General features: G+C 70.7%; 22 protein-coding genes and 1 tRNA gene. 13 read left to right on the forward strand and 10 right to left on the reverse strand.

Annotation, left to right across the window (positions count from 1 at the left end; all coding sequences use genetic code 11):
* Positions 1-177 precede the first annotated feature (177 nt).
* Positions 178-1,293: a Fic family protein gene (locus G3T37_RS14415; protein ID WP_241732472.1), complete on the forward strand. Its 1,116-nt coding sequence runs from the start codon at positions 178-180 to the stop codon at positions 1,291-1,293.
* 71 nt (positions 1,294-1,364) lie between these two features.
* On the opposite strand, the gene G3T37_RS15370 is transcribed toward G3T37_RS14415, so the two are convergent.
* The 3 genes from G3T37_RS15370 to G3T37_RS14430 form a co-directional block, all read right to left on the reverse strand.
* Entirely contained in the window at positions 1,365-2,609 is a 1,245-nt protein-coding gene (locus G3T37_RS15370; RefSeq protein ID WP_163474593.1) for an MFS transporter, read from the reverse strand.
* 133 nt (positions 2,610-2,742) lie between these two features.
* The gene (locus G3T37_RS14425) at positions 2,743-4,452 is read right to left on the reverse strand and encodes an ABC1 kinase family protein (RefSeq protein WP_163474594.1); all 1,710 of its coding nucleotides are present in this window, start codon (positions 4,450-4,452) and stop codon (positions 2,743-2,745) included.
* A gap of 37 nt (positions 4,453-4,489) precedes the next feature.
* Complete coding sequence (locus G3T37_RS14430; RefSeq protein ID WP_241732473.1) at positions 4,490-5,038, reverse strand: PadR family transcriptional regulator; 549 nt, start codon at positions 5,036-5,038, stop codon at positions 4,490-4,492.
* Positions 5,039-5,185: 147 nt separating this feature from the next.
* Between G3T37_RS14430 and G3T37_RS14435 the strand changes: the two genes are divergently transcribed.
* Both G3T37_RS14435 and sufU read left to right on the forward strand, forming a co-directional pair.
* Positions 5,186-6,493 carry an aminotransferase class V-fold PLP-dependent enzyme gene (locus G3T37_RS14435; protein WP_163474595.1) on the forward strand — a complete coding sequence of 436 codons (1,308 nt, stop codon included), beginning with the start codon at positions 5,186-5,188 and terminating at the stop codon, positions 6,491-6,493.
* Positions 6,490-6,942, forward strand: a complete 453-nt coding sequence (gene sufU / locus G3T37_RS14440) for a Fe-S cluster assembly sulfur transfer protein SufU (RefSeq protein WP_163474596.1) — start codon at positions 6,490-6,492, stop codon at positions 6,940-6,942. The genes G3T37_RS14435 and sufU overlap by 4 nt, the downstream gene beginning before the upstream one ends.
* Before the next feature lie 4 nt (positions 6,943-6,946).
* On the opposite strand, the gene G3T37_RS14445 is transcribed toward sufU, so the two are convergent.
* The 5 genes from G3T37_RS14445 to G3T37_RS14465 all read right to left on the reverse strand — a co-directional run bounded on the left by G3T37_RS14445 (position 6,947) and on the right by G3T37_RS14465 (position 12,883).
* Positions 6,947-8,191 carry an acyl-CoA dehydrogenase family protein gene (locus G3T37_RS14445; protein WP_163474597.1) on the reverse strand — a complete coding sequence of 415 codons (1,245 nt, stop codon included), beginning with the start codon at positions 8,189-8,191 and terminating at the stop codon, positions 6,947-6,949.
* On the reverse strand, positions 8,188-9,567 hold the full coding sequence (locus G3T37_RS14450; RefSeq protein WP_163474598.1) for an NtaA/DmoA family FMN-dependent monooxygenase: 1,380 nt from the start codon (positions 9,565-9,567) through the stop codon (positions 8,188-8,190). Before G3T37_RS14450 ends, G3T37_RS14445 begins: the two co-directional genes overlap by 4 nt.
* A gap of 97 nt (positions 9,568-9,664) precedes the next feature.
* Entirely contained in the window at positions 9,665-10,924 is a 1,260-nt protein-coding gene (locus tag G3T37_RS14455; protein ID WP_338401285.1) for an RNA polymerase sigma factor, read from the reverse strand.
* Entirely contained in the window at positions 10,906-11,295 is a 390-nt protein-coding gene (locus tag G3T37_RS14460) for a YciI family protein (protein WP_163474599.1), read from the reverse strand. The genes G3T37_RS14455 and G3T37_RS14460 overlap by 19 nt, the downstream gene beginning before the upstream one ends.
* A 73-nt stretch (positions 11,296-11,368) precedes the next feature.
* Positions 11,369-12,883 (reverse strand): MFS transporter, encoded by a 1,515-nt coding sequence (locus tag G3T37_RS14465; RefSeq protein ID WP_163474600.1) that lies wholly within the window; start codon positions 12,881-12,883, stop codon positions 11,369-11,371.
* 110 nt (positions 12,884-12,993) lie between these two features.
* Between G3T37_RS14465 and G3T37_RS14470 the strand changes: the two genes are divergently transcribed.
* The 7 genes from G3T37_RS14470 to msrB all read left to right on the forward strand — a co-directional run bounded on the left by G3T37_RS14470 (position 12,994) and on the right by msrB (position 21,139).
* Positions 12,994-13,614 carry a TetR/AcrR family transcriptional regulator C-terminal ligand-binding domain-containing protein gene (locus G3T37_RS14470; RefSeq protein WP_163474601.1) on the forward strand — a complete coding sequence of 207 codons (621 nt, stop codon included), beginning with the start codon at positions 12,994-12,996 and terminating at the stop codon, positions 13,612-13,614.
* Positions 13,615-13,756: 142 nt separating this feature from the next.
* Positions 13,757-16,126, forward strand: a complete 2,370-nt coding sequence (locus tag G3T37_RS14475) for an ATP-binding cassette domain-containing protein (protein ID WP_163474602.1) — start codon at positions 13,757-13,759, stop codon at positions 16,124-16,126.
* Entirely contained in the window at positions 16,119-16,817 is a 699-nt protein-coding gene (locus G3T37_RS14480) for a response regulator transcription factor (protein WP_163474603.1), read from the forward strand. Before G3T37_RS14475 ends, G3T37_RS14480 begins: the two co-directional genes overlap by 8 nt.
* 143 nt (positions 16,818-16,960) lie before the next feature.
* Positions 16,961-17,980 (forward strand): ABC transporter permease subunit, encoded by a 1,020-nt coding sequence (locus G3T37_RS14485; protein WP_206673842.1) that lies wholly within the window; start codon positions 16,961-16,963, stop codon positions 17,978-17,980.
* A gap of 123 nt (positions 17,981-18,103) precedes the next feature.
* Positions 18,104-19,111, forward strand: a complete 1,008-nt coding sequence (locus tag G3T37_RS14490; protein WP_163474604.1) for a substrate-binding domain-containing protein — start codon at positions 18,104-18,106, stop codon at positions 19,109-19,111.
* Positions 19,112-19,144: 33 nt separating this feature from the next.
* Complete coding sequence (locus G3T37_RS14495; RefSeq protein ID WP_163474605.1) at positions 19,145-20,665, forward strand: sugar ABC transporter ATP-binding protein; 1,521 nt, start codon at positions 19,145-19,147, stop codon at positions 20,663-20,665.
* Positions 20,666-20,728: 63 nt separating this feature from the next.
* Entirely contained in the window at positions 20,729-21,139 is a 411-nt protein-coding gene (msrB, locus tag G3T37_RS14500; protein ID WP_163474606.1) for a peptide-methionine (R)-S-oxide reductase MsrB, read from the forward strand.
* Between the two features lie 73 nt (positions 21,140-21,212).
* Here the strand turns inward: msrB and adhP are convergent, their stop codons facing one another.
* The gene (gene adhP, locus G3T37_RS14505; RefSeq protein WP_163474607.1) at positions 21,213-22,265 is read right to left on the reverse strand and encodes an alcohol dehydrogenase AdhP; all 1,053 of its coding nucleotides are present in this window, start codon (positions 22,263-22,265) and stop codon (positions 21,213-21,215) included.
* A gap of 124 nt (positions 22,266-22,389) precedes the next feature.
* Here adhP and G3T37_RS15220 point away from each other — a divergent pair, with 124 nt between their 5' ends.
* On the forward strand, positions 22,390-23,553 hold the full coding sequence (locus G3T37_RS15220; protein ID WP_163474608.1) for a GAF domain-containing protein: 1,164 nt from the start codon (positions 22,390-22,392) through the stop codon (positions 23,551-23,553).
* A 9-nt stretch (positions 23,554-23,562) separates the two neighbouring features.
* Here the strand turns inward: G3T37_RS15220 and G3T37_RS14515 are convergent, their stop codons facing one another.
* A complete protein-coding gene (locus G3T37_RS14515) occupies positions 23,563-24,981 on the reverse strand; it encodes an NtaA/DmoA family FMN-dependent monooxygenase (RefSeq protein ID WP_163474609.1) in 1,419 nt (472 codons plus the stop codon).
* Between the two features lie 228 nt (positions 24,982-25,209).
* On the opposite strand from G3T37_RS14515, the gene G3T37_RS14520 reads away from it, so the two are divergent.
* Positions 25,210-25,665 (forward strand): SRPBCC family protein, encoded by a 456-nt coding sequence (locus tag G3T37_RS14520; protein ID WP_163474610.1) that lies wholly within the window; start codon positions 25,210-25,212, stop codon positions 25,663-25,665.
* A gap of 119 nt (positions 25,666-25,784) precedes the next feature.
* Positions 25,785-25,860 (forward strand) — tRNA-Arg (locus G3T37_RS14525).
* Positions 25,861-25,987 lie beyond the last annotated feature (127 nt).

Here is a 25,987-nt window from a genome sequence, read left to right on the forward strand (position 1 = left end):
CACTACGCATCCGACTCGTTTGTAGCTAGCGCGATATCTCATACTGGCCGCCCCCTTCGTTATGACTTAAGCTTCTAGTTCAGACGAACGGAGTGATGTCGTATGGGATCTTGGCCCGCCGTTACCTCCGAAGTACTGCGATGGCAGCCCGTCCCCGGTAGTGACATCGGCCCGGGCTTGTCGACCTACTTCGGCGGACCGCAGCCGTACACCGCGTCGATTCCGGCTCTGATCGCCGACGTTGACGTGACGTTGCCGGGGGCGCTGCTCGCGGCTGCGGAGGAGGCGGCTCGAGAGTTGAGCCGATTCGATGCTGAGGTGGGTCATCGCGTCGCGGCGTTCGCGCCGGTGCTGTTGCGGAGCGAGGCGGCCGCGTCGTCGCAGATCGAGCAGCTCACCGCGAGTGCCCGCGCGATCTTCTCGGCAGAGCTCGGCGTCCGAGGTACTCGCAACGCGTTGTTGATCGCCGCGAACACGTCAGCGCTCCAGGCTGCGGTGGATCTCGCGGGGGAGCTGGGCCCATCCGCAATCCGCCAGATGCATGCTGTCTTGATGGCGGATCAGCCTCGGCACACACCTGGTCGGTGGCGTGAGGAGGCGGTCTGGATCGGTATTTCGTCTCAGTCACCGGTGGGTGCCGAGTTCGTCGCTCCGCCGTGGCAGCTTGTCCCGGACCTGATTGACGATCTCATCGCGTTCGCCGGGCGGGTGGATGTACCGGCATTGGTATCGACGGCGCTCACGCACGCACAGTTCGAGACGATCCACCCGTTTACGGACGGAAACGGCCGGACGGGCCGGGCGTTGGCCCAGGCGATGCTGCGGCACCGCGCGGTTACCCGCAACGTCGCCATCCCAGTGTCCGCCGGTCTGCTCGCCGATCTGGAGGGCTATCACCAGGCGTTGAACGCCTTCCGCGCCGGTGATGGCGAGCCGATCGTCGCCAGGTTCACGGAAGCGAGCGTGCGTGCCGTGGTCAACGCACGAGAACTGGTCACCGACATCGACGCGATCTACGCCGGATGGCGCGAGCGCGTGCGGGCGCGGTCGGACAGCGGCGTGTGGCGGGTTCTGGATGTCGTGGCTCGAACTCCGGTAGTGGACGCCGGGCTGATCGCCCGCGAGCTCGGCATCCGTCCCCAGAACGCGTACCCGCTTCTGCGTGACCTCACTGAGAAGGGAGTGCTGACGGCGAAGAACGAATACCAGATTGGCACCCTCTGGCGCAGCGAAGAGGTACTCCACGCAGTCGACCGTTTCGCGAAGCGCGCCGGACGTCGACAACGCACCTAACGTGGAGCTAGACGCTGAGCGTGGTGGCCGGCTTCGAGTCACGCTCCCTATGTGCCCGCACGGCCTTTCTGTCAGCTCGTGATGCGTGGCGGCCCCGACGACCTGTGCGCCAGGGCCCCCGCGAGCGCGAACCCCACCGCGAGGAGGGCCGCGACGAGCCAGAGGGCGTTCAGGAGTCCGACGGATTCGGCGAGGAATCCGATGACGGGCGGGCCGCCCAGGTTCGCAAGGTAGCCGATCGAGGCGACGACGCTGACCCGCGCGGCAGGGTTCGGTCCGCTATCGGCTGCGGCGGACATCCCGAGGGGGAAGCCCATCGAGACGCCGACCGACCACAGCACCACCCCGACGAGCGCGACCCAGGCGGGGCCGCCGAGGATGAACAGCACGAGCCCCACCACCCCGAGCGCCGTGGTGCCGCGCACTGCCCGCACCCGCCCGACGCGGTCGACGAGCGGGCCGCCCAGAATGCGGGCCGTCGACTCGCCGACGGCGAAGGCGGTGAAGAAGAGAGCGGCGATGGTGTCGGTCTGGTGGTGGTCATCACGCACCGCGAGGGTCAGCCAGCTGTTCGCGCCGCCCTCGCCGAGTTCGACACCCAGCATGACCACGCCGATGAGCAGCAGGCGAAGGTCGGTCCAGCCCCTGAACCACTCGCGCATGCGCTGGCGCACGGGCGCGCGGCCGGCGGGGTCCTCGACGGGCACCGCCACGGGCAGATAGCGCACGGCGACGACACCGGCGAGGATGATCACCGCGGCCTCCCCGACGAACTGGTACTGGAACGCGATGCCGAGCGCCGACGCCGCGGCCCCGATGCCCGATCCGAGCACCGCGCCGACCGACCAGCCCGCGTGCATGAGGGGCATGAGGGTCTTGCCCGCGCGGCGCTCAACCCCGGATCCCTCGACGTTGATCATCACGTCGAGCGCGCCGATGCCGAATCCCACGAGCACGAAACCGACGACGGTGAACGGCAGCGACCCGAAGGCGCCGGCGGCGACACCGACGAGCGCGAGTCCCACGCCGACGAGCGCGACATCGCCCGCGATCGCCCGCCGCGCACCCAGCGCGGAGAGGATGGCGGAGGAGGCGGCGAGGCCCGCGATCGAGCCGACCGTCACGCCCGCGAGCACGAGGCCGATCATCCCGTCGCTGAGGTGAAGTTCGGTGCGGATGCTCGGCAGCCGTGGCCCCCACGCGGAGATCGTGATGCCCCCGAGGCCGAACAGCACCACCACGGCATTGCGCCAGGCGGTCAGCAAGGGGGCATCGAGGGAGCGGGCACTGCTCTGCGGGCTGCGCTCTGCTGTCACAAGGGGAGACGCTAACAGACTGGCCGGGTGAGCGCTAACACATGCCCGGGCCACCCACGCGAGTCGCCCGCCCGAACTGCCCGCGCAGCCCGCCCGAGCCGCCCGAATCGCCTACCCGAGCCGCCCGACCCGCCTACCCGAGCGGTCCGCGCCGGGCGACAATGCCCGCGAGCAGGGCGTGCAGCAGCGGCAGCGCCGAGACCGCCATGACGACCGTGCCGAAGACCGCGTCCTCACCGCGCAGGATGATCCCGCCGATGAACAGCGCGGCGAACAGCACGGCCGAGATGACCCGGCGACCCGTGCGTTCCAGGCCGGTGAGACGGCGCTCGATGCGGGGCGACTGCACGGAGAGTCGGCCCTCCTCGATCTGGGTGACCAGCGAATCCAGTCGGCCGGGAAGGCGGGCGACGAGCCCCGCGTACGACATCGCCTGCTTGGCGGCGGCCTGCACGACGTTGCCGCCCTCCGTGCGGAGGAGTCGATCTGAGTACGGTTCGACGGCGTTCCAGATGTTGAAGGCGGGATCGAGCGAACTGCACATTCCGGAGGTCAGGGACATCGCGCGAACGACGAGCAGGAAGTTCTCCGGCAGCTGGAAGGGGAGCGTGCGCACGACGTCACCGAACTCGATGGCGAAGGCGCGGAACTCGGCGGGGTCCACCGTCTGCAGTTCGGCGAAGCCCATGCCGCCGAAGCGCGAGAAGAGCTTCGTCATCGCCCGCTCGAGGTCGACGGTGTCGGCGGAGGGAAGCAGGATCCCGACTCCGCGGATTCCCTCGACCATGCCCTTGCCGTCGCGGGAGGCCGCGGCGATGAGCACCTTCTGCAGCCCCTTGCGAAGGTTGTCGGGCACGCGGCCCATCATCCCGAAGTCGACGAAGGTGAACGCCCAGGCGCGACCGGCGTCAGCGGTGCCCGGCGCCGCGGGCGCGCGCGGCGTCACGAAGATGTTGCCGGGGTGCGGATCGGCGTGGAAGTAGCCGCCCACGAAGAGCTGATCGAACATGACGGCCGCGAACTCGTTGGCGACCTCCGAGGGGTCGATGCCGGCGGCGCGCAGGGCGTCGACGTCGTTGATCTTGATCGCGGTCACGTCCTGCAGGGTCAGCACCCGACGCGTCGTGCGCTCCCACACGAGCTCCGGCACCGCCACCCGGTCGTCGCCCTCGAAGTTGTGGGCGAAGCGCTCCGCATTGCTCGCCTCGTGCAGGTAGTCGATCTCCTCGAGGCTCGTCAGCGCGAACTCCTCGACCAGCGTGGGCATGTCGACGCGGTCGGAGACGAGGCGCACCCGGCTGAGCCAGTCGGCGACCTTGCGCAGCGCCCGCAGGTCGACGTCGACGATGACGTCGATGCCGGGTCGCTGCACCTTCACCACGACGTCGAGCAGCCCCGACTGCGCGGCATCCTGCTCAGACAGCCGCGCGCGGTGCACCTGGCCGAGGGATGCGGCTGCCAGCGGCGTCTCGTCGATGAACGAGTAGGCGCGCTCGAGCGCGACCCCCAGCTCGCTCTCCGCGAGCGCCCGGATGGCCGCGAACGGAACCGCGGGCACCTCGTCCTGCAGCCCCTCGAGTTCCTTGGTGATCTCGGGCGGGAGCACATCCAGGCGCGACGACATGAACTGTCCCACCTTGATCATGAGACCGCCGAGGTCGACCGCCAGCACGTGGAACCGCCGTGCGATGGTGACGAGCCGCGCCGAGCGACCGCGCGCGGCGAGCCGTGCGAGTCCGATTCGCGGCAGGAAGAGCTCGTACCACCACGCTTGGAGCAGGTATCGGGCGGCGAACCGCAGAATCCTGCGGTAGCGGGCGCGCATCGTCCCGGCGTCGGTCATCTGTTCTCCTTGACGCCGACGTGCTGGGGGCACTCGGTCAGTCCTGAGCGAGGATGAGGTAGAGCTTACGGCGTGCCTCGTCGAGCACCGCGACCGCCTCCTTGACCTGGTCCGCCGTGCCGGAGCGGCCGAGCTGCGCCGCCGCCTGGGCGAGGGCGAGTCCGGCTTTCGGCAGGGCGCCCGTGCGGCCGCCGTCGCGAGCGCCGGGGGCCTCCCACGGAGCCGAGCGGTCGGAGGCCTCCGCCTCGGCGCGCCCCGCCTCGGTGAGCGAGTAGGTCTTGCGGCCGTTGGACTCCTCGACGCTGATCATTCCCTCGTCGGCGAGCAGCTGCAGCGTGGGGTACACCGATCCGGGGCTCGGCTTCCAGGCTCCGTTGCTGCGCTCCTCGATCTCCTGGATGATCTGGTACCCGTGCATCGGACGCTCAGCGAGCAGCGCCAGCACGGCCGCGCGCACGTCACCGCGACCGACGCGCGTTCCCACCTTCTGCTCGAACTGGCCGCGCAGCTGCTCCATCGCATCCCACACCGCCCCGCCGGCCCAGTTGCCCGCCGCGAACCCTTCGCCCATGAATGGCTTTGCCATGATGTCCTCCTCCGTGTCGCCCCCGGTTCGGGTTCGACGATACCCAACGATATATCGCGAAGCTGACCGTTCGTCGACCGTCGTCGCCAGCGCGACCCCGGCGCCGTGACTACCATCGAAGTGTCACGAAATTCGAGGTCCCCCGCTATGACCGCCATCTCTCCCGCCCCGATCGCGCCCGCGTTCACCAACGCCGAGCTCGCCGCCGTGCGCGCGGACTTCCCCCTGCTCGGGGTGGCGGTGAACGGTCATCCGCTCGTCTATCTCGACTCGGGGGCGACCTCGCAGAAGCCCCGCTCTGTGATCGACGTGGAGCGCGACTACTACGAGACCGAGAACGCGGCCGTGCACCGGGGCGCCCACACGCTCGCGGCGCTCGCGACCGAGCGATTCGAGGATGCCCGTGCCACGGTCGCCCGCTTCGTGGGGGCCCGCGCCGACGAGATCGTCTGGACCTCCAACGCGACCGAGGCGATCAACCTCGTCGCGTACGCGATCGGCAACGCGACCGCGGGCCGGGGCGGCACGGCGGCCGAGCGGTTCCGGCTGGCTCCGGGTGACGAGATCGTCGTCACCGAGCTGGAGCACCACGCCAATCTGATCCCCTGGCAGGAGCTCGCCGCGCGCACGGGCGCCGTGCTGCGGTTCATTCCCGTCGACGACGCGGGAGCGCTGCGCATGGACGAGGCCGCGCGCCTGATCGGCCCGCGCACGCGCATCCTCGCCTTCACCCACGTCTCGAACGTGCTCGGCTCCGTCACTCCGGTGGGCGAGCTCGTCGAGCTGGCCCGCGAGGTGGGCGCGCTGACCGTGCTCGACGCGTGCCAGTCCGCGCCGCACCTGAGCCTCGATCTCGCCGCCCTCGGTGTCGACTTCGCCGCCTTCTCGGGTCACAAGATGCTCGGGCCCACGGGAATCGGCGTGCTCTACGGTCGACGCGAGCTGTTGAACGCGCTCCCGCCCTTCCTCACCGGCGGCTCGATGATCACGACCGTGACGATGGAGTCGGCCGAGTACCTCCCGGCCCCGCAGCGCTTCGAGGCGGGCACCCAGCGGGTCTCCCAGGCGATCGCGCTGGCGACGGCGGTCGACTACCTCCAGTCGGTCGGCGTGGAGCGGATCGCGCAGCACGAGGCCCGACTCGGCGCCCGGCTAGTCGAGGGACTCGCCCGGATCCCCGGAGTGACCGTGCTCGGGCCCGCCGTCGGCGAGCACCGCGTCGGCCTCGCGACCTTCGACGTGGCGGGCGTGCACTCGCACGACGTCGGCCAGTTTCTGGATGACCGCGGCATCGCCGTGCGCGTCGGCCACCACTGCGCGCAGCCGCTGCACCGTCGGCTCGGCAGGGTCTCCTCCACCCGGGCGAGCGCCTATCTCTACACGACCGACGACGAGGTCGACGCGTTCCTGGCGGGCGTGGTCGCCGCCACCGCGTTCTTCGGGGTGAGCGCATGAGCTCGGGCATGGAGTCGCTGTACCAGGAGGTCATCCTCGACCTCTCGCGCAGCCCGCACGGGCGCGGGCTGGAGGAGCACGCGGCGGCCGAGTCGCATCAGCTCAACCCGACGTGCGGCGACGAGATCACGCTGCAGCTCCACCTCGACGCCGACGGCGAGCACATTCGCGCCGTGCGCTGGGAGGGTCACGGCTGCGCGATCTCGCAGGCCTCCGCGTCGCTGTTCTCCGACCTCGCACCCGGGCTCACCACGGCGGAACTGGCCGAGCGCATCGAGCTGTTCCGGGTGGCGATGCGGTCGCGCGGCACGATCGAGCCCGATGAGGAGCTTCTGGGCGACGCCGTCGCCCTCTCGGGCGTCTCGCGCTACGTGGCGCGGGTGAAGTGCGCGATGCTCGCCTGGGTCGCGGGCGAGGACGCCATCCAGCAGGTCGCCGCAGCTCACTGAGCCATCAGCTCGCCGGGGCCGCCTCGACCTTGTCGCCGACGTCGCGCGCGACCGCGAAGGCGGCGGGCGGGGTGCCGTTGAGTTCGTGGTCCCCGAGCACGCGCGCGCGGAACGGGTACGGGTTGTGCGAGGCGAGCGCCCGCGCGTTGCGCCAGTGCCGGTCGAGTGCGAGCCCGCGATCGAGCGACGACGCCCCGAGCACGTCGAGCAGGTGGGCGGTGGTGTCGAGCGCGAGCTCCGAGAGAGTGACCTGCACCGACCCGACGATCAGCTCGACGGCGACGAAGGCCTCGTCGGCGCGGGCCGCGGGCACGGCGGGGTCGTTCCAGAGCACCCAGGCGTCTTCGAGCGCCCGCGCGATTCCGTCGACGAGGAGGGCCGCGGTGTCGGCGGCGGCCCGGGCCCGGCCCACGTGCTCCTGCACCACTGCGTCGTCCTTGGGCAACTCGCCCGTGCCGGTGAAGAACACCCGGCGCTTCGCGCGCAGAATCGCGGTGATGTCGCGCGCGCCGGCCTCGAGCACGCCTGCGAGCGCGCTGAACAGCACCGCCTGGTGCAGCCCGGCCGCGGCGCGGCTCGCCCCCTCCGTGTCCCAGGCGAACACCTCGTCGTCGTCGATCACGACGTCGTCGAAGACGCTCGAGCCGGTCGCGGTCGTGCGCTGCCCGAAGCCGTTCCAGTCGTTGGTGATGGTGACGCCGGCGCGATCGACCGCCACGATGGGCGATACCGGGATGCCCCGCTCATCGACCGCGGCGACCGGCACCCACTGCGCGTAGGAGTTGCCGGTGCCGTAGATCTTGCGGCCGTTGAGCCGCAGCCGGCCGTCCTCGTGCCGGCTCAGCACCGTTCCGATGTGACCGAGCGCCGAGCCCAGGGGCTCGGTCGTCCCGTTGCCGAACAGTTCGCCGGCGGCGACGTGACGAACCCACGCGGCGTTACCGGGTGCATCCGGCCGGTGCAGCAGCAGTTCGACCCAGTAGATGTGCTGGCGCAGTGCCTGCGGAATGTTGGAGTCGGCGGCCCCGAGCGTGCGCAGGAGGAGGAACAGCTGTCGGAGCGAGGCGCCCGAGCCACCCCATTCCCGAGGGAGGCGCACCGCCCCGAAGCCGGCGAGGCGGAGGGCCTCCACCTCGGCGAGGGGCAGCTCGCCGCTCGCCTCGCGCGCGGCTGCCCCCTCGGCGATCGCGGCGAAGTACGGCGCGAAGCGGTCGAGGAGTTCCTGATCGGTGGGCGGGGGCGTGCTCATGACGCGTTCTCCTGGGAGGTCGAGGGGGTGGCGCGGTGTCGTCGGGCGGGATGCTCGATCGGGAGGTACGGCGAGCCGGTCAGCTTCTCGCGCAGGGTTCCGGGGCTGTACTCGCGACGCATCGTGCCGCGTTCGACGAGGAGCGGGCGCACGTGGTCGACGAAGTCCTCGTAGGTTCCCGGGGCGACGAGGTACTGCAGATTGAGCCCGTCGACGCCCGCGTCCTGCCAGGCGTCGATCTCGTCGGCGATCTGCTCCGGCGTTCCCACGACGTGCTGGTTGGCGATGCCGCGCATGGCCGCCTCGAAGGTGATGGAGGGGTCCGCCACCGCGCCGAGCGCCTGCCGGGTGACGATGCCGGTGTCGGGGGCCGCGAGGATCGCGCCGACGGGGGAGTCGACGGGGTAGCGCCCCAGGTCATCCGCCCAGAAACCGCTGAACTTGACGAGGATGGACTCGAGCGACTGCCACTCGCGCAGCTCGGCGTCGAGGCGCCGGGCCTCCTCCTCGGTGCTGCCGAGCACCATGCCCAGCCCGCCGAGGATCTTCACGTCTCCGGCTCGGCGACCGAATGAGACGGCGGATGCCCGCAGCCGCTGCACGCCCGCCGCCGCCGTCCGCGCGTCGCCCGAGGTGAACAGCACCTCGGCGTGACGCCCCGCGAAATCGATGCCCGTGCCCGACGCCGCGGCGTTGAACAGGAAGGGCGTGCGCTGCGGGGTGGGGGCGGTGAGGTGGGGTCCGTAGACCGTGTAATAGGGACCGACGTGGTCGATCTCGTGCACCTTCGCGGGGTCGGCGTAGATTCCGCGCTCGCGGTCGACGACCACCGCGTCGTCCTCCCAGCTGCGCTCCCACAGCCCGTAGACCGCGTTCACGTAGTCCTCGGCGCGCCCGTAGCGCTCCTCGTGGCTCGGCAGCCCGTGGTGCCCGAGGTTGCGACCGGCACCGGGCAGGAAGCTCGTCACGATGTTCCACGCGACCCGTCCGCCCGTGAGCTGGTCGAGCGTCGACATCTTGCGGGCGAAGGTGTACGGCGGCTCCTGGAGGATGTTTTCGGTGAGCGCGAAGCCGAGGTGCTCGGTCTCGTGGGCGAGGATCGGGATGATCACCGCCGGGTCGTACACGGGCGACTGCATCCCGGTGGCGATCGCGCTGTCGCGCGAGCCGCGGTAGATGTCGTACGGCGCGAGCACGTCGGCGAAGAAGAGAACGTCGAAGCGGCCCCGCTCGAGGAGGCGCGCGAGGTCGATCCAGTAGGCGGAGGTCGTGAACTCGGTCTGCCGGCTCTCGGGGTGTCGCCACGCGCCGTGGTCGTGGTGCGAGAGCACGAACTCGTTGAAGGCGCTGAAGATCAGGGGTGGTCGTCGGCTCACTCGGTCACCTCCGGGCTCCTGGCGGGCACCACCCGCAACTTGTCAACATGTTGACCCTAGAGGCCGCGCGAGGCCGGGTTCGGCGTGTTGCCGCGTGTTACGGGGCGGTGCCCGCCGCTCTGGAGCCGAGCCCATCGGCGAACTCGCGCAGGAACACCTGCACCGCCTCGTCGCCGCTGAGCTCGATCGCGCGGTCCGCAGCGGCACGGGCCTCGGCGGGGTGACCGGTCGCCGCGAGCAGGTGTGCGCGCGTGGCCCAGTAGGGCTGGAAGCAGGCGACGGCGGTGGCGGGCAGCGCGTCGAGCTCGCGGAGGCCGGCGGCGGGGTCATCCGCCCCGCCGAGCGCAGCAGCCAGCGCGACGTGCGCGCCGAGGCTGGGCGCGGTCGCGACCAGGGCGCGGTGCAGGAGCACGAGCGCGGGCCAGTCGGTGAGCCCGGTGCGAGCGCGGTCGCAGTGCACGGCCTGGATCGCGGCCTCCAGCTGGAACCGTCCGGGTGCCTCGGTGCCGGATGCCCGCCGAAGGTACCGCTCGCCCTCGGCGATGAGCCGCGCATCCCACTCGCGCGGGTCCTGTCGGTCGAGCGGCAGGTACGCCGCGCCGGGCGGGCGGAGACGTGCGCTCGACAGGGTGATGAGGGCCGCGAGCGCCCAGGCCTCCGGTTCGGTGCCGAGCAGCGTCGCGAGGGTCACCGCGAGGAACGCCGCCTCGCCGGTGAGCGAGGTCGACCAGTCCGGCGTCGGCAGGCCGCGGTCGATCGCGAAGCAGCCGTAGATGGCCTCGAGCACGGCGGGCGGGCGCTCGGGCAGCTCGGCGCGGGTGGGCACGGCGAAGCGGAGCCGGGCATCCCTGATCCGCCGCTTCGCCCGCACGAGACGCTGGGCCATGGTGGCCGCGGGCATCGCGAAGGCGGCGGCGATGCGCGCCGCGTCGATGCCGAGCACCGCCTGCAGCATTAGCGGGGTGCGCACCGCCGGGTCGAGGGCGGGGTGCGCGCAGACGAAGAGCAGCTCGAGTCGGCGGTCGGGAATCCGATCGGGGTCGACCTCGTCGAGAACGGTCACGGCCCCGGCTCCTTCCTCATCGAGCTCGACCGAGCTGCGGGTCGCCGCCGACTTCCAGTGGTCGCGCTGGCGGTTGCGCGCGACCGTGAGCAGCCACGCGTCCGGGTTGGCGGGCACACCGCCGCGCGGCCACGAGTCGAGCGCGGCCTCGAACGCGGCCGAGAGGGCGTCCTCGGCGAGCGCGACGTCTCCCGTCGGCGCGGCCAGAAGGGCGACCAGGCGACCATAGGATGCCCGCGCCGCACGCTCGGCGGCGGCCCGGGCATCCTCGTGGCTCAGTCGTTCGGCACCCACGCGCCGTCCCGCACGAACACGGCGCCGGGACGCACCTCGACGGTGCCCCACGCGACGGAGGGAGCCTGCTTGGCCCACTCGAGCGCCGCGTCGAGGTCGGGCACGTCGATCACGAAGGTGCCGCCGAGCTGCTCCTTGCTCGCCGCGAACGGGCCGTCCTGGATGACCAGGCTCCCGCCGCGCATCGCCACCGTGGTCGAGGCGCTCGACGGTCGCAGCACCTCCCCGGAGACGAGCACGCCGGCCCGCGTGAGCACCTCGGCGTAACTCGCGAAGGCTCGCTGGCCCTCCGCGAGTGCCTCCGGGCTGAGCGCCTCGTCGCCGGTCGCTTCCGTGACCTCGGGGTAGTGGAGGAGGAGTGTGTAGCGCATGTCCGTTTCCTTACTGTCTGAGTCGATGCTGACACGGTGATGACGAATCAGCACCGACTCGATCGACAGCGGGTCAGTGGACGAGCACCGGGTCGTCGGCCGGGGCCGGCGCGGCGGCCGGGGTGTGGCTGAGCGAGAGGCCCTGGCCGCGGCGGCGGAACAGGATCGCGGCGAGCACGGCACCGAAGGCGAAGAACGAGGCGTCGACCCAGTACACCGTCGCGTAGCTGTGCACGGCGGCGTCGGCGAGGACGCTCGGCGTGGGCGGGGTGTGCGAGGTGACGTAGTCGGTGATCGCGGTGGCGGCGATCGTGTTCAGCAGCGCGGTGCCGATCGACCCGCCCACCTGCTGGCTCGTGTTGACGAGCGCGGAGGCGACTCCGGCGAACTGGCGGTCGACCCCCAGCGTCGAGGTCTGCATCGAGGCGGGCATGATCGAGCCCATCGCGAAGCCGAGCATCATGAGCGGCGGGAGGATATCGGCGGCGTAGCTGCTCGTCGCGGTGAGGTGGGTGAGGTAGATCATCCCCGCCGAGGCGAGGGCCATGCCGAACGGCACCATGATCTTCGGGCCGAGGCGCGGCACGAGGAAGTTGGTGCCCAGCTGGGCGGCGAGCACGAGCATGCCGATCATCGGCAGGAACGACAGGCCGGTCTGGATCGGCGTGTACTTCAGCGTGACCTCGAGGTAGTAGGTCACGAAGAGGAAGATGCCGAACATGCCGGCCCCCGCGATGAGGATGGAGATGTACGCGGCCCCGCGGTTGCGGTCGAGCACGATCGAGAGCGGGAGCAGCGGGTGCTTCGCCCGCAGCTGCCACAGCACGAAGGCGATCACGAGGACGCCCGCGGCGGTCAGCATGCCCCACGACCAGGCGGAGTCCCAGCCGTCGGTCTCGGCGTTGGAGAATCCGTAGACGAGAGCGAAGAGGGCGCCGGAGACGAGGACCGTGCCGGGCACGTCGAGCTTCGGGCGGGGTCCGGTGCGCACGACGTGGTCGACGAAGACGACCGCGCCGATCACCGCGACGATGGCGATGAACACGTTGATGTAGAGGTTCCAGCGCCAGTTCAGGTCCTGGGTGAGGAACCCGCCGAGCAGGAGGCCGATGGCGCCGCCCGCTCCCGCGATCGCGCCGAAGACGCCGAACGCGCGGGCGCGCTCCTTCGGAATCGTGAAGGTGGTGGTGAGCACCGCGAGGGCGGTGGGGGCGAGGATCGCGCCGAAGGCGCCCTGCAGGGCGCGGGCGGCGACGAGCATCCCGAACGTCGTCGCCGCACCGCCGATGGCGGAGGCGGCGGCGAAGCCGATGAGCCCGATGATGAAGGTGCGCTTGCGACCGATGAGGTCGGAGAGGCGGCCGCCCAGCAGCAGCAGGCTGCCGAAGGCGAGGGAGTAGGCGGTGACGACCCACTGCCGGTCGGCGTTGGTGAAGCCGAGATCGGCCTGGGCGGCGGGGAGGGCGATGTTCACGACGGTGGAGTCGAGAACGACCATGAGCTGGGCGAGACCCACCGTGGTGAGGGTCAGCCAGCGCCGGCGACCGGCCGGCGGAGCGTCGGGAGTTGCGGAGGTGAGAGAAGACATGGTGGACACTATATACGGAACTGGAGAGTTTCGGATACACTAAGTACCGGAATTAACCGCGAGGTAACATCGCAGGGACAACACGTGAACGAGAGAAGGGAAGGCCAGCAGTGACGCTCGCCGATTCCGCTCCCAAACTGGGCCGCAAGCGCGATCTCAGCCGTGACGGCGAGATCCTGCTCGCCGCCCTCGACGTGCTCGCCGAGACCGGGTACGACGGCATGACCATCGACATGGTCGCCGCGCGCGCCAAGGCGGGCAAGGCCACGGTCTACCGGCGCTGGGCATCCAAGGGCGAACTCGTCATCGACGCCGTGGCGTGCATGAAGAACGCCAACCTCGACGTCGACGCGCTGCCCGACACCGGGACGCTCCGCGGCGACCTCATCGCGATGATCAAACCGCACGCCATCGAAGACAGCGAGCGCAAGCTGCAGGTCATGGCCGGCCTCATGTCGATGCTGCAGAAGACGCCCGAACTCGTCGACGCCGCGCACGCCGCGATCATCGAGCCGCGTGCCCGCATCAACCGCATCCTCATGAATCGCGCCAAGGAGCGCGGCGAGATCCCGGCCGACGCCGACACCGAGACGCTCTCGCTCGTCGGGCCCGCCATGGCCGCCTACCGCACCCTCATGCTGCGCAAGCCGGTCGACCGCGACTACCTCATCAGCGTCATCGACGGGGTCGTGCTTCCCGCGCTCGGCCTGCCCCGGCCGCCCCAGCGGTAGGGTCTCCCGCCGTTGAAAAGCGGCCGCGGAGCGACTAGCGTCCTTCGCAACCAGTCCCTCGGCGCCCCGGGAGCACCTCATCACCCTCCTCGCCCCAGGTCCGGCGGCAGCGCGGTCGCCCGACACAGCACCCGCCCTCGACGTGCGCGACCTCCGCGTCGCGCGCGGGGCGCGCATCGCCGTCGAGAACATCAGCTTTCAACTGAGTCCCGGTGAGTTCGTCGGCCTGCTCGGCGAGAACGGGGCTGGCAAGTCCACGGTGCTGGAGGCGATCTGCGGCCTGCAGAGCAACAGCTCGGGGTCATCCCTGTCGTTCGGGCGACCGAGTGCGGCGGCCTTCGACGCCCGGCGCATCGGCGTGGTCTGGCAGCACCTCGGGCTGTGCGACAACCTCACCGCGGCGCAGAACGTGTTCCTCGGTCGGGAAGCCGGTCGCCCGCTGCTCGAGAGGCGACGGATGCGCCGCGCCACGCTCGACGCCCTCGCGCACCTGAACGCCGCCGAGATCGATCCGAACCGCGTCGTCTCCGAGCTCTCCGGCGGGCAACGGCAGATCATCGCGATCGCCCGCGCGCTGCTCAGCGATCCGCCGCTGATCCTGCTCGACGAGCCCACCTCCGCCCTCAGCCCCCGCGAGACGGAGTACGTCCTCGGCCTCCTGCGCGGCCTGTGCGAACAGGGGCGCGCGGTGCTTCTGGTCACCCACCAGGTCGACGAGATCATGCGCACCGCCGACCGGCTCATCGTGATGCGGCAGGGGCGGATGGTCGCCGTGAGCTCGCCCGTCGGCCTCCAGCCGGGCGATGTGCTCGAACTCATGTCGGGCGTGGCCGTCGAGTCGGTGGCGCGGCAGAACCTCTCCCAGCTGAGCAGCCTGCTCGAACAGATGGCCGCGTCCAAGCCCTTCGCCTCGCTTCCGGCGATCGTCTCGGGCTACGCGGCCGCGGCCGATCAGCGCCAACTGAGCGTCCACCTCAAGGATGACCAGAAGGGCGTGCTCACCCTCGCCGCGAGCGTCTCGCTGCCGCGCGGCCTCCGCTCGCAGCTCGGCGCGTTCCCCCTCGCGCGCGACAACGCGATCGCGGAGGCGGCCCGCACCGGGCATCCCCAGGTGGTCGAGGACCTGAGCTCGGCGGGCGGCTTCGACCCGGTCGCGGGTGGCCCGATGAGCATGTGGGCGGTTCCCATCCAGGGCAACGGCCATCTGTTCGGGGTGCTCTCCGGGTTCGCCGACGTGCCCGGGCGCCCCCGCGACGACCAGCTCCAGCTCGCGGGCCTCTACGCGGGCCTCGCGGCCTCCGCCATCGAGCGCGACGACATCCTCCGCCGCTACCAGCGTCGTAATCACGCGCTCGAGATCCTGCGCGAGCTGCGCGACGTGCTGGCCGACCCCGACGATCTGGATGTCCAGCAGGGGTTCCCCCGCGTGCTCCCCACCCTCCTCGACGGGCTCTCGGCGCGCGCGGTCGTGATCGCCGGCGACGACCGGGGTGCGGAGCAGCTGTCGGCGGAGTCGTCGCGCTTCGAGGTGAAGGCCGAGGCGGGCGACCCCGATGCGGCCGAGGAGCTCGTGCTCGCCGCGGAGTCGCACGAGTGGACTCCCGCGCGCTCGCGCGGCATCATCCCCGCGGACGAGGACTCGCTCCTCGTGCCCTTCGTCGCCCGCGATCGGCGGTACGTGCTCGCGGCGCGCTGGGATCAGCCGACCGAGTCGCTCGAACCGGAGACCCTCGAACTGCTCGAGGGCGCGGCCTGGTCGCTGCGTCTCGCGCTCGAACGCACGCTCGCCGAGGCGAGTCGGGCCGAGAGCGCCGCGGCGACCAGAACCGCCGACCTGCAGCGCGAGTTCATCTACCGGCTCAGCCACGAGCTGCGCACGCCGCTCACCGCCATCCGCGGCTACGCCTCGAGCCTGCGCTCGACCGACGTGGAGTGGGACCGCGGCTCGCAAGAGCGGTTCCTCGGCGCGATCGCCGCGGAGGCGAGCCGCATGCAGCGGCTCGTCGGGGATCTGCTCGACATCGCGGCGATCGAGTCCGGGGGCATGACGATCCGGCCCGACTGGTGCGAGGTGGAGGCGGTGGTGAGCGCGGCCGTCGCCGTGTCGTCGCCCGACCCGGGCGACACGAGCGTGGAGGTGGAGCCGGGCATCCCGACCATCTGGGCCGACCACGACCGCATCGAGCAGGTGCTCGTGAACCTCCTCGACAACGCCTTCAAGCACGGCCGCGCGCCCATCAGCGTGCGGGTGCGGGTGGCGGGCGAGAGCGTGGTCTTCGATGTGATCGACTCGGGCTCGGGGATTCCGGCCGACCGCAGCGACGACGTGTTCGAGCCGTATGTGCGCCGCCCCGCCTCGCCCGGCGCGGGGCTGGGCCTCGCGATCTGCCGCAACATCGTGCTCGCGCACGGCGGTACGCTGTCGGCCGTCGCGGGCGCGCGCACCGGCCACGTGCGCCTCACGCTTCCGCTCTCAGCGGCCCCCAGCACTGAAGGAGAGCCCCATGTCTGATCAGACCTCCGTGCTCCTGGTCGAGGATGATCGCAACATCGTCGACCTCGTGCAGTCCAACCTGCTCATCCGCGGCTACCGCGTCTACGTCTCCCGCGACGGTCGCGACGTCATGGAGCTCGTCGACGACATGCAGCCCGACCTCGCCCTCGTCGACCTCATGCTGCCCGCGGCCGACGGCTTCGAGGTGTGCCGGAAGATCCGCGAGAAGGGCTCGATGGGCATCATCGTGCTCTCGGCGCGCGGGGCGGAGACCGACAAGGTGCGCGCCCTCAACCTGGGCGCCGACGACTACCTCACCAAGCCCTTCGGCGTGGACGAGCTGCTCGCCCGCATCAACGCGACGCTGCGCCGCAGCCGCCCGCCGGAGTCGGCCCCCGATGCGAGCGAGCCGCCGCTCCAGATCGGCAGCGTGCGGATCGACTTCGACGCCAAGTCGGTCACGCGGGCGGGGGAGCGCGTGAAGCTCACGCCCACCGAGTACGCGCTGCTCGCCGAGCTGGCGCGCGGCCGCGGCAAGGTGCTCTCGCACTCGGTGCTGCTGCACAAGGTCTGGGGCGTGGGGTACGCCACGAACACCGAGTACGTGCGCGTGTACGTGGGCCGCCTGCGCGCGAAGCTGGAGGAGCCGGGGGACCCGCCGCTCATCGTCACCGAGCCGCGCACGGGCTACCGGATGCTCGCCGACTGAGTATTGCGGGCTTGTTGCTGCCTTTGCTCCCAATGTTTACGACCCGTTTATGGGCACGCTCCTAGCATCGTCAGCACAGACGTCGTGGGCGCCGCTGATCACCAGGGTCGCTGAGCGCTCACCACACGGACCAAGGATGTGACGTGAACCTCAGGCGCTTCAGATGGCCAGACGAGACGGGGATCTTCGTCGTACTGCTCATCGTGCTCGGCGTATTCGCCGCCCTCTCCGAGTCGTTCCGCTCGGCTTCGAACGGTGGCATTCTGCTGCTCAACGGATCGGTCGTCGGGTTCCTCGCCCTCGGTCAGACCTTCGTGCTCCTCACCGGGGGAATCGACCTCTCCACCGGCGCGATGATCGCCACGACGGGCGTGCTCGCCCCGATCATGCTCAAGGCGGGGATCCCCTGGCCCATCGCCGCGCTGCTCACCCTGGGCATCGGTGCCGGGGCCGGCGCGATCAGCGGCATCGTCGTGCACTACGTCAAGGTGCCACCGTTCATCGCCACCTTCGCGGCGCAGGGCGTGCTCTCCTCGATTCCGCTCATCATCACGGGCGCGAACTCCGTCACGGTCACCGACCAGGGCTTCGCCTTCATCGGTCAGGGCTACCTCGCCGGCATCCCGGTCCCCGTCGTGCTCCTCATCCTCGCCGCCATCCTCGGCGCGCTGTTCCTCCGCTGGACCAAGGCGGGCGTGCACCTCTACGCCGTCGGTGGCAACCGGGCGGCCGCTCGGCTCGCGGGCGTCAACATCGCGAGAACGACCATCCTCGCGTATGCCCTGAGCGGCATGTGCGGCGCGTTCGGTGGGCTCATCGCCACCTCGCGGCTCATGGTCGGCTTCCCCAACACGGGTCTCGGCAACGAGCTCTTCTTCTCCATCGCGGCGGCAGTGGTCGGCGGTGTGAGCCTCTTCGGCGGCATCGGCTCCATTCCCGGCGCGATGATCGGCGCGGTGCTCATCGCCACCGTCAGCGACGGCATGAACGTCACCAACGTGAACAGCTACTGGCAGCCGCTCGTCATCGGCGTGATCATCCTGCTCGGTGTCGCCATCGACACCTACCGGCGCTCGCGACGTGGCAATCCGATCCGCCTCTCGCGCTGGAACGCCATCAGATCGGGCAGGCGCGCCGCCGTCGGCACCCCCGCCAAATCCTAGGAAGGGCCTCCGCCCTCTCCTCCCTAGACGTGCCGCGCCACCACGGCGGCACAGCGGGCGCGCCCTCGCGCGCCCGGGCATCACAGAAATGCACCATCACCACCACAGAAAGTAGAGGCAAACATGATGCTACGAAGAAGTGCAGTCATCGTTGCGGTCGCCGCAGCGGGGCTGCTGCTGGCGGGCTGTTCCGGCCCGGGAGCCAGTACCGGCTCCGGGGGCGCCAGCGGCGGGGCATCCGCCCTCCCGGCCAACTGCAAGTCCGACAAGCCGACCCTCGCGGTCTCCCTGCCCAACACGGTCAACCCGTACTACGTCGCGATGCGCCAGAGCTTCATCGACAACGGTGCGAAGGCCGGCTTCACCGTCAAGGTCGCCATCGCCAACGACAGCGACTCGAGCCAGCTCGCTCAGGTGCAGTCCTTCATCCAGCAGAACGTCTGCGTCGTCGCGCTCAACCCGGTCACCTCGGGCCCGGGCGCCGCCGAGGTCAACCTGCTCACCAAGGCCCACATCCCGGTCTTCACCGTCAACATCGACGCCGACCGCGACCAGGTCAAGTCGGGTGGCGGCAGCATCGTCGAGTACGTCGGTGCCGACCAGAAGGAGGGCGGCAAGGTCATGGCCGACGCCGCGCTCGAAGACCTCGGCTCCAAGCCCGCGGTCGTCGGCATCGCCGGCGAGCCCAACGAGACGGTCACGGTCGACCGCGACAAGGCCTTCGAGGCCGAGATCACGGCGAAGTCGAGCACCTCGAAGGTCGTCGCGAGCGTCGACACGAAGGTCGACCCGCAGGTGAGCCTCCAGGTCGTGACCGAGATGCTCCAGGGCCACCCCGAGATCAACACCGTCTTCGCCGACACCGGGCCCGCCGCGGTCGGCTCGATCCAGGCGATCAAGCAGCTCGGCCTCAGCGGCAAGGTGACGCTCTACGCGTTCTGCGCCGCCAACACCAAGCTCGACAGCGTGCTCTACCGCGGCTGCGCCGCGCAGCAGCCCTCGCTGTACGCCCAGATCGTGGCCGACAACGCCGCCAAGTTCATCAAGGGCGAGACGGTTCCCGAGATGGTGTTCCAGCCGGTGAAGGTGTTCACGGAGGGCCAGCAGCCCGCCGAGGACGAACTCGGTTGATTCACCGCTGACACGAGGAGAAGGAAGAGAAGGATGACCGGCGAACTGGCCGCCCGCGCCCTCAGCAGGCGCTACGGCAACACCCTCGCACTCGACGGCGTCGACGCCACCATTCGACGCGGTGAAGTGCACGGCCTCATGGGCCACAACGGGGCCGGAAAGTCGACCCTCCTCCGCCTCCTCACCGGTGCCGACCGGCCGGACTCCGGCGCCATCACCATCGATGGCTCCGAAGTCCGGCTGGCCCGGCCCGCCGACGCCCACGCCGCGGGGATCATCGCGGTGTACCAAGAGCTCTCGCTCATCGAGAACCTCACGGTCTCAGAGAACCTGTTCCTCGCCGGCGAGCTCACCACCGCGGGTCGCCTCGATCGGGCGGCCATGAACCGGGTGGCGGATGACCTGCTCGCCAAGTACCGCATCGACGCCACCGCGACCACCGTGCTCCGCGACCTGCCGGTGGCCAGTCGCCAGCTGATCGAGGTCGCCTCGGCGCTGCGCCGCAACGTCAAATACCTCCTCCTCGACGAGCCGACCACCGCGCTGTCGCCGACGCAGATCGAGGAGCTCCTGCAACAGCTGAAGCGCATCGCCACCGAGGAGAACGTCGGCGTCGTGCTCGTCGACCATCGGCTCGACGAGGTGTTCTCCGTCGCCGACCGCATCACCGCCCTCACCGATGGGCGCGTGCTCCTGAGCGGCTCGACGGCGCAGGTCACCCGCGCAGACGTCGAGCGCGCGATCATCGGCCACGAGAGCGAGCCGACCGCGCGCGCCGCCCGCTCGGCGGCTCCCGCGTCGACGGGCGAGACCCTCCTCAGCGTTCGCGACATCCGCTCCGCGCGACTTCGCGGCGTGAGCCTGGAGGCGAGCGCGGGCCGGGTGCTCGGCATCTACGGTCTCGTCGGGTCGGGGCGCAGCCGGGTGCTGCGCGCGATCTTCGGCGAGGAGAGACTGAGCGGCGGGGAGATGGTGCTGGGCGGTCATCCCTACGCACCGGCATCGCCCGCCGACGCGATCCGTTCCGGTATCGCCTTCGTCAGCGAGGAGAGGAAGTCGGACGGGTTCATCCCCGAGTTCCACCCTCGCGAGAACGTCACGCTTCCCGTGCTGGACCGGTTCCAGTCCGCCGGCATCCTCCGCCTGGGAAGGGCGCGCGCGGCCGCAGAGGAGGCACTCGGCCGCGTGCGCATCCACGGGGATCTGCAGCAACCGATCGCCCGGCTGTCCGGGGGCAACCAGCAGAAGGTGCTGCTCAGCCGGGCGATGCTGCAGAGTCCGCGCGTGCTCCTCCTGGATGAGCCCACGAAGGGCATCGACATCGGCACGAAGGCTGAGATCCACGACCTCATTCGCGAGCTCGCGCACGGCGGTGACCGGGCGGTCGTGCTCGTGTCGACGGAGGAGGAGGAACTGCTCGGGGTCGCGGACGACATTCTGGTCATCCGCAACGGGCGGTCGGCGGGGCGCCTGCACCGCGCGGAGGATCTGACCGTCGCCGAGCTGCGGCGGCTGGCGCTGGAGTCACCGGAAGCGGCGCTCGCCGGGGTGTAGCAGAATTGTGGGGGCGGCCGTTGTCGCCGCCACCCACACTCCCCGAACCACGAAGGTGCCCCCATGAGCAGCCAGCCCATCGAGCTCTCCGACGCCGAACTGCGCGAGCGGCTCACGCCCGCCGAGTACGCGGTACTGCGCGAGGCCGACACGGAGCGCCCGTGGACGGGCGAGCTGCTCGACGAGGAGCGCGCCGGGCTCTACACCTGCAAGGCCTGCGGTAACGAGCTATTCGCGGCGGGCACCAAGTTCGACTCCGGCTGCGGCTGGCCCAGCTTTTACGAGTCGGTCAACCCCGAGGCCGTCACGCTGCTGCCCGACCTCAGCCTCGGCATCGAGCGCACCGAGGTGCGCTGCGCGCGCTGCGACTCGCACCTCGGGCACGTCTTCCCCGACGGCGTGGGCACGCCGACCGGCGACCGCTACTGCATGAACTCGCTCGCGCTGAACTTCACGGCCGACGACGAGGCCTGAGTAGAGGGCTCGCTCGCCCTCCGCATCGGCCCCCTTGGCGCGCACCGGCCCGAGTTGCGGGCCCGCGAGCTGCTCAGGCGGGCACCGGGACGGTCGCGACGACGCTGTGCTCCGGGTGCAGCTGGAACACGATCCGCGCGGGGATATCGCCGGCGAGCACCTGCGTCACCGCGTTGTTGACCTCCTCGAGATCCCTGAACTGGGCGATCACGCGGGTGCGGCCCGCCGCGTGCAGGGCGAAGACCTCCGCGAGGTCCTGGCGCGTGCCCACGATAGAGCCGATGATCGAGATGCCCTTCAGCACGGTGTCGAAGATCGGGATGCTCATCGTGCCGTCCGCGGGCAGCGCCACGCACACGAGCCGACCCCCGCGCCGCAGCGAGGCGAAGGCCTGCTCGAACACGCGGGGTGACGCCGCGAGCACGATCGCCACATCCGCGCCGCCCAGGTCCTGGATGGCGACCGCCGGGTCGACCTCCCTCGCGTTGATCACGAAGCCGGCGCCGAGCGAGCGCGCCAACTCGAGCTTCTCGTGCTCGACGTCGACGGCGACGACGCTCGCGCCCATGATCTCGGCGTACTGGATGGCGAGGTGACCGAGCCCGCCCACGCCGAAGACGGCGACGCGCTCCGTCGGCTGCACGTGCGCCACCTTGAGCGCCTTGTAGGTGGTCACGCCCGCGCAGGTGAGGGGAGCGGCATCCAGCGGGCTGACCCCGGCCGGCACCGGCACGACGAAGCGCGCGCTCGCGACCGCGTACTCGGCGAACGCGCCATCGACCGAGTAGCCGCTGTTGTGCTGGCGCTCGCACAGCGTCTCGCGTCCGTCGATGCAGTACTGGCACTCGCCGCAGGCGTAGCCGAGCCACGGGATGGCGACGCGCTCGCCGAGCACGCGCCCGGTCACCCCGTCGCCCAGCTTCTCGATGATGCCGACGCCCTCGTGACCCGGCACGAAGGGGAGTGACGGCTTCACCGGCCAGTCGCCGTGGGCGGCGTGGATGTCGGTGTGGCAGAGTCCGCAGGTCTCGATCCGCACGAGCACTTCGCCCGGCCCGGGAGCGGGGATATCTCGGTCGACGATGGTGAGAGGGGCGTCGAAACGGGTGACGAGCGCAGCTCGCATGGTGTTCTCCTTCGGTGATGGGGGTCGCGGAGAGTGCTCCCACTCTCGCGACCTCCCGCGACACGCGTCAGAGTCGAAGGTCCCCCTGTTTGCACCCGCCACTCGCGCCCCTCAGGATGGACACGTGAAGTTCTTCGGGCGGGCCAGGAAGCAGAACGACGACTCACCGGTTCGGATCGAGATCACGGGCGTGACGCCCGACCGGATCCTGTTCGTCGGGTCGGGAGCCGTGCTCGAGCCGTCGCGGCAGGCGACCCCCGTCGACATCCCCGGCCTCGCGGAGGCCTCGGACTCGCCCGTGCGCGTCTCCCCGGCGATCGCGCGGGCCGTGCCGATCATCGCCGAGCAGACCGGCCGTGGGCTCGACGCCTGGGTCGTGCGACTGGATGATCCGACGCTCGCCACCGGCGCCGACACCATCGGGCGGCTCGGCCCCGCCCGCTTCGACGCCGTCGTGCTCGCGGTCGACCCGGTCGCCGCCGCCGACAGCCTGCCGGTGATCCTCGGCGTGCTCGCGGTGTACCTCGCGCCGACCGCGCACGTGTTCCTCGTGCCGTCCACCGTCGCGGTCCGCGGGCGTCGGGGGAGCCGAGCGGCGATCCCCGCCACCGACCCGGATGACCTCCTCAGCCACCTCTCCCGCACGAGTCCGCGCGACTCCGCCTCCGTCACCGTGCTGCGGCTGGTGCCGCCCACGAGCGATCCGGGGACCGTGCTCAGCGCTGAGGACGTGGCAGCGAAGTGGGGAGCGCAGTTGGCCGCGCCGCTCGTGGCCGCCGTGCAGCGCGGGGGCGAGGGGCGCGACGCGACGTCCAGGCACCCGCTGAGTGCGGAGGAGGGGCGTCAGGCGGCGGTGGAGGCGCTGGGCATCCTCGACACGGAGCGGGAGGAGCGCTTCGACACGATCGTGCGCATGGCCCAGAAGCTGCTCGGCACCGAGTCGGCCACGTTCACCCTGATCGACCGCGAGCGGGAGTGGTTGAAGTCGAGCTTCGGCGTGCCGTTCCGGGAGGCACCGCGGGCGGCGAGCCTGTGCAACACGACGATCCAGATGCGCGAGGGCCTCACGGTGGAGGACGCGTCGACCGACCCGCGGTTCGCCGACAGTCCGCTCGTGACGGGTGACCCGAACATCCGGTTCTATCTCGGGTTCCCGGTCGAGTCGCCGGACGGCCACCCGGTGGGCGCGATCTGCGTGTTCGACCCGAAGCCGCGCGAGCCTGACCCCGAGCGAATGGCGATTCTGCGCGACCTCGCCCTGCTCGTCGAGCGGGAACTCGCTCGCTAGTTCAGTAGTTCAGGCGAGCGCGCCAGACGCCCGGTCGCTGTGCCGGTTCGAGGGGATGCCCAGGCCCAGGTTCTCGCGAAGCGTCGCGCCGGCGCGCGGCGGTTGCACGATCCCGCGACGCAGCAGCTCGGGCACCACCGAGTCGGTGAAGGCGCGCAGCTGCGGGGCGTGGCTCGCGAGCAGGGTGAAGCCGTCGGTCGCGCGCTCGCGGTACCAGTGCTCGAGGTGGTCGGCGATGTCGCGGTGGGATCCGACGAGCACGGGCAAGCCGACCGAGTGGGCGACGAGCAGGTGCCGGAACGTGATCGGGCGGGCACCGCCGAAGCTGCGGCCCGAGCGCTCCTGGGCTGTCGCGGCGAGGGCGCGGCCGAGCGGGCTGAAGCGTTGCGCGACCCGCAGCGGTACCGCCTCATCGATGTGGATGCCCGACAGGCTCACCCCGACCGCGCTCGCGAGGGAGCGGATCGTGCGGTTGCCCGGCAGTCCGGGCGGCACCGGTCCGCCCGCGACCGGCTCGACGGCGACGGCGTCGACGAGTTCGTCGTAGGCCGCCCAGGCGCCCTCCCGCGTCGGCGCGGTGATGGGCAGCAGCGAGGTGATCAGCACGAGGTCGCGCGGGTCACGACCGTGGTCGGCGGCGCGGCGCAACGCCTCCGCGTAGCCGAGACGCGCGTCGTCGAGCGAGCGCGGGGAGACGAAGCAGAGTTCGGCCTCCTGGGCGGCGAGCTCGCGCGCGGCGGGGGATCCGCCGACCATCGCGACCGGTGGGTGGCCCTGCGGCGGTCGGGCAACGCCCAGCGGGCCGGCGATCGAGAAGAAGCGACCGCTGTGCGCGAGCGGGTGCAGCCGGCTTCGATCGATCAATTGGCCGGATGACCGGTCCGCGACGAACGCGTCGTCCTCCCAGCTGTCCCAGAGCCCTCGAAGCACGCGCACGAACTCGGCAGCCGCCGCGATGCGGTCGTCGTCGCCGCGCACGAGGCCGATCCCGAAGTTCGAGGCGGATGCCGCCTCCGACCCGCTCGTCACCGCCACCCCCACGCGGCCACCGCTCAGCAGGTCGACCGAGGCGACCGTGCGGGCCACCGCGTAGGCCTCCGCGAACGAGGAGCTGGCGGTCGCGACCAGCCCGATCGTGCGGGTCACCCCGGCGAGGAAGCTCACCGCCGCGAAGGGATCCACGCGCGAAAGGAGGTAGGGGTCGGTGTGCTCGAACTCCGCCGAGGTCGACAGCCAGTCGCCGAAGTAGAGGAAATGGATGCCCGCCCGCTCCGCACCCGATGCCGTCTCGTACAGCGCCGCGGCGTCGGCGCGCGGGTCGCGGTGCGCGCCGTCGAGCCGCCACGCGCCCGGCCAGGCGCCGAGCGTGCGGACGGTCATCCCCAGAACAAGCCCGCGGTCGTCGCGGGGGTCGGATTCTGTGCGCACGGTCTCGACGGTAGGCGCGGGGCGGGCGCGACGCGCAAGCGGGGCGTCACGCACGGTAAGACGAGGTCAAATCCAGACACATTCGCTCGCCCACCTTGCGCAGTGGTGGCGATTGCCCATTCGTCAAGCCCCTCCTGACTCCGGGCTCTCCACCGTAGCGTCGAGGGATGCCGTGGCAACGCGCCCGGCGACGCGCGGCACCCACGGGTGCGCGGTAAGGAGATCACAATGCCCCAGGTCATCGAGACCATCGACGTTCACGTTCCGGTGAGCGTCGCCTACAACCAGTGGACCCAGTTCGAGGAGTTCCCGAAGTTTCTGAGCTTCGTGGAGTCGATCGAGCAGAAGAGTGACACCCTCACCAGCTGGACCGTGCGCATCAACGGTGTCGAGCGTCACTTCGACGCCGTCGTCACCGAGCAGCACCCCGACGAGCGGGTCGCCTGGAACAGCACGGGCGGCGACGCCGACCACGCGGGTGTCGTCACGTTCCACAAGCTGAGCGACGCGGATATCCGCGTCACCGTGCAGCTCGACTGGGAGGCGAAGGGCCTGCTCGAGCACCTCGGCGCCGCGCTCGGTGTCGACAACCACGCGATCAAGAAGAACCTCAACGACTTCAAGGAGTACATCGAGGCCAAGGGCTCGCCGGATGGTGCGTGGCGCGGCGACGTCAACGCGTGACCCGCACCGTCTGAGTGAGAAGGGTGCCCGGTCTCCGCGGGCCGGGCACCAGCGCTGGGCGGGGCGACGACTCGCAAAATCATTGGTATAGTCGTCAGGTTGGCTTTTTGGGCCGGCATGCGCCCGTAGCTCAGCGGATAGAGCAATTGACTACGGATCAATAGGCCGGGGGTTCAAATCCCTCCGGGCGCACCAATGTCCTGTCTCGGGACATAGGAAACCGTTGAACCCCTGGGTTCAGCGGTTTTCTTTGTTTTGGGGTTGGTAGTCCTTGGTGGGGTCGAGGGTGAGTTCGCGGATCAGTTCGCCGGTGGTGGCGTTG

Origin of the sequence: Galbitalea soli (genome assembly GCF_010686725.1) — a bacterium.
GTDB classification, from domain to species: domain Bacteria; phylum Actinomycetota; class Actinomycetes; order Actinomycetales; family Microbacteriaceae; genus Galbitalea; species Galbitalea soli.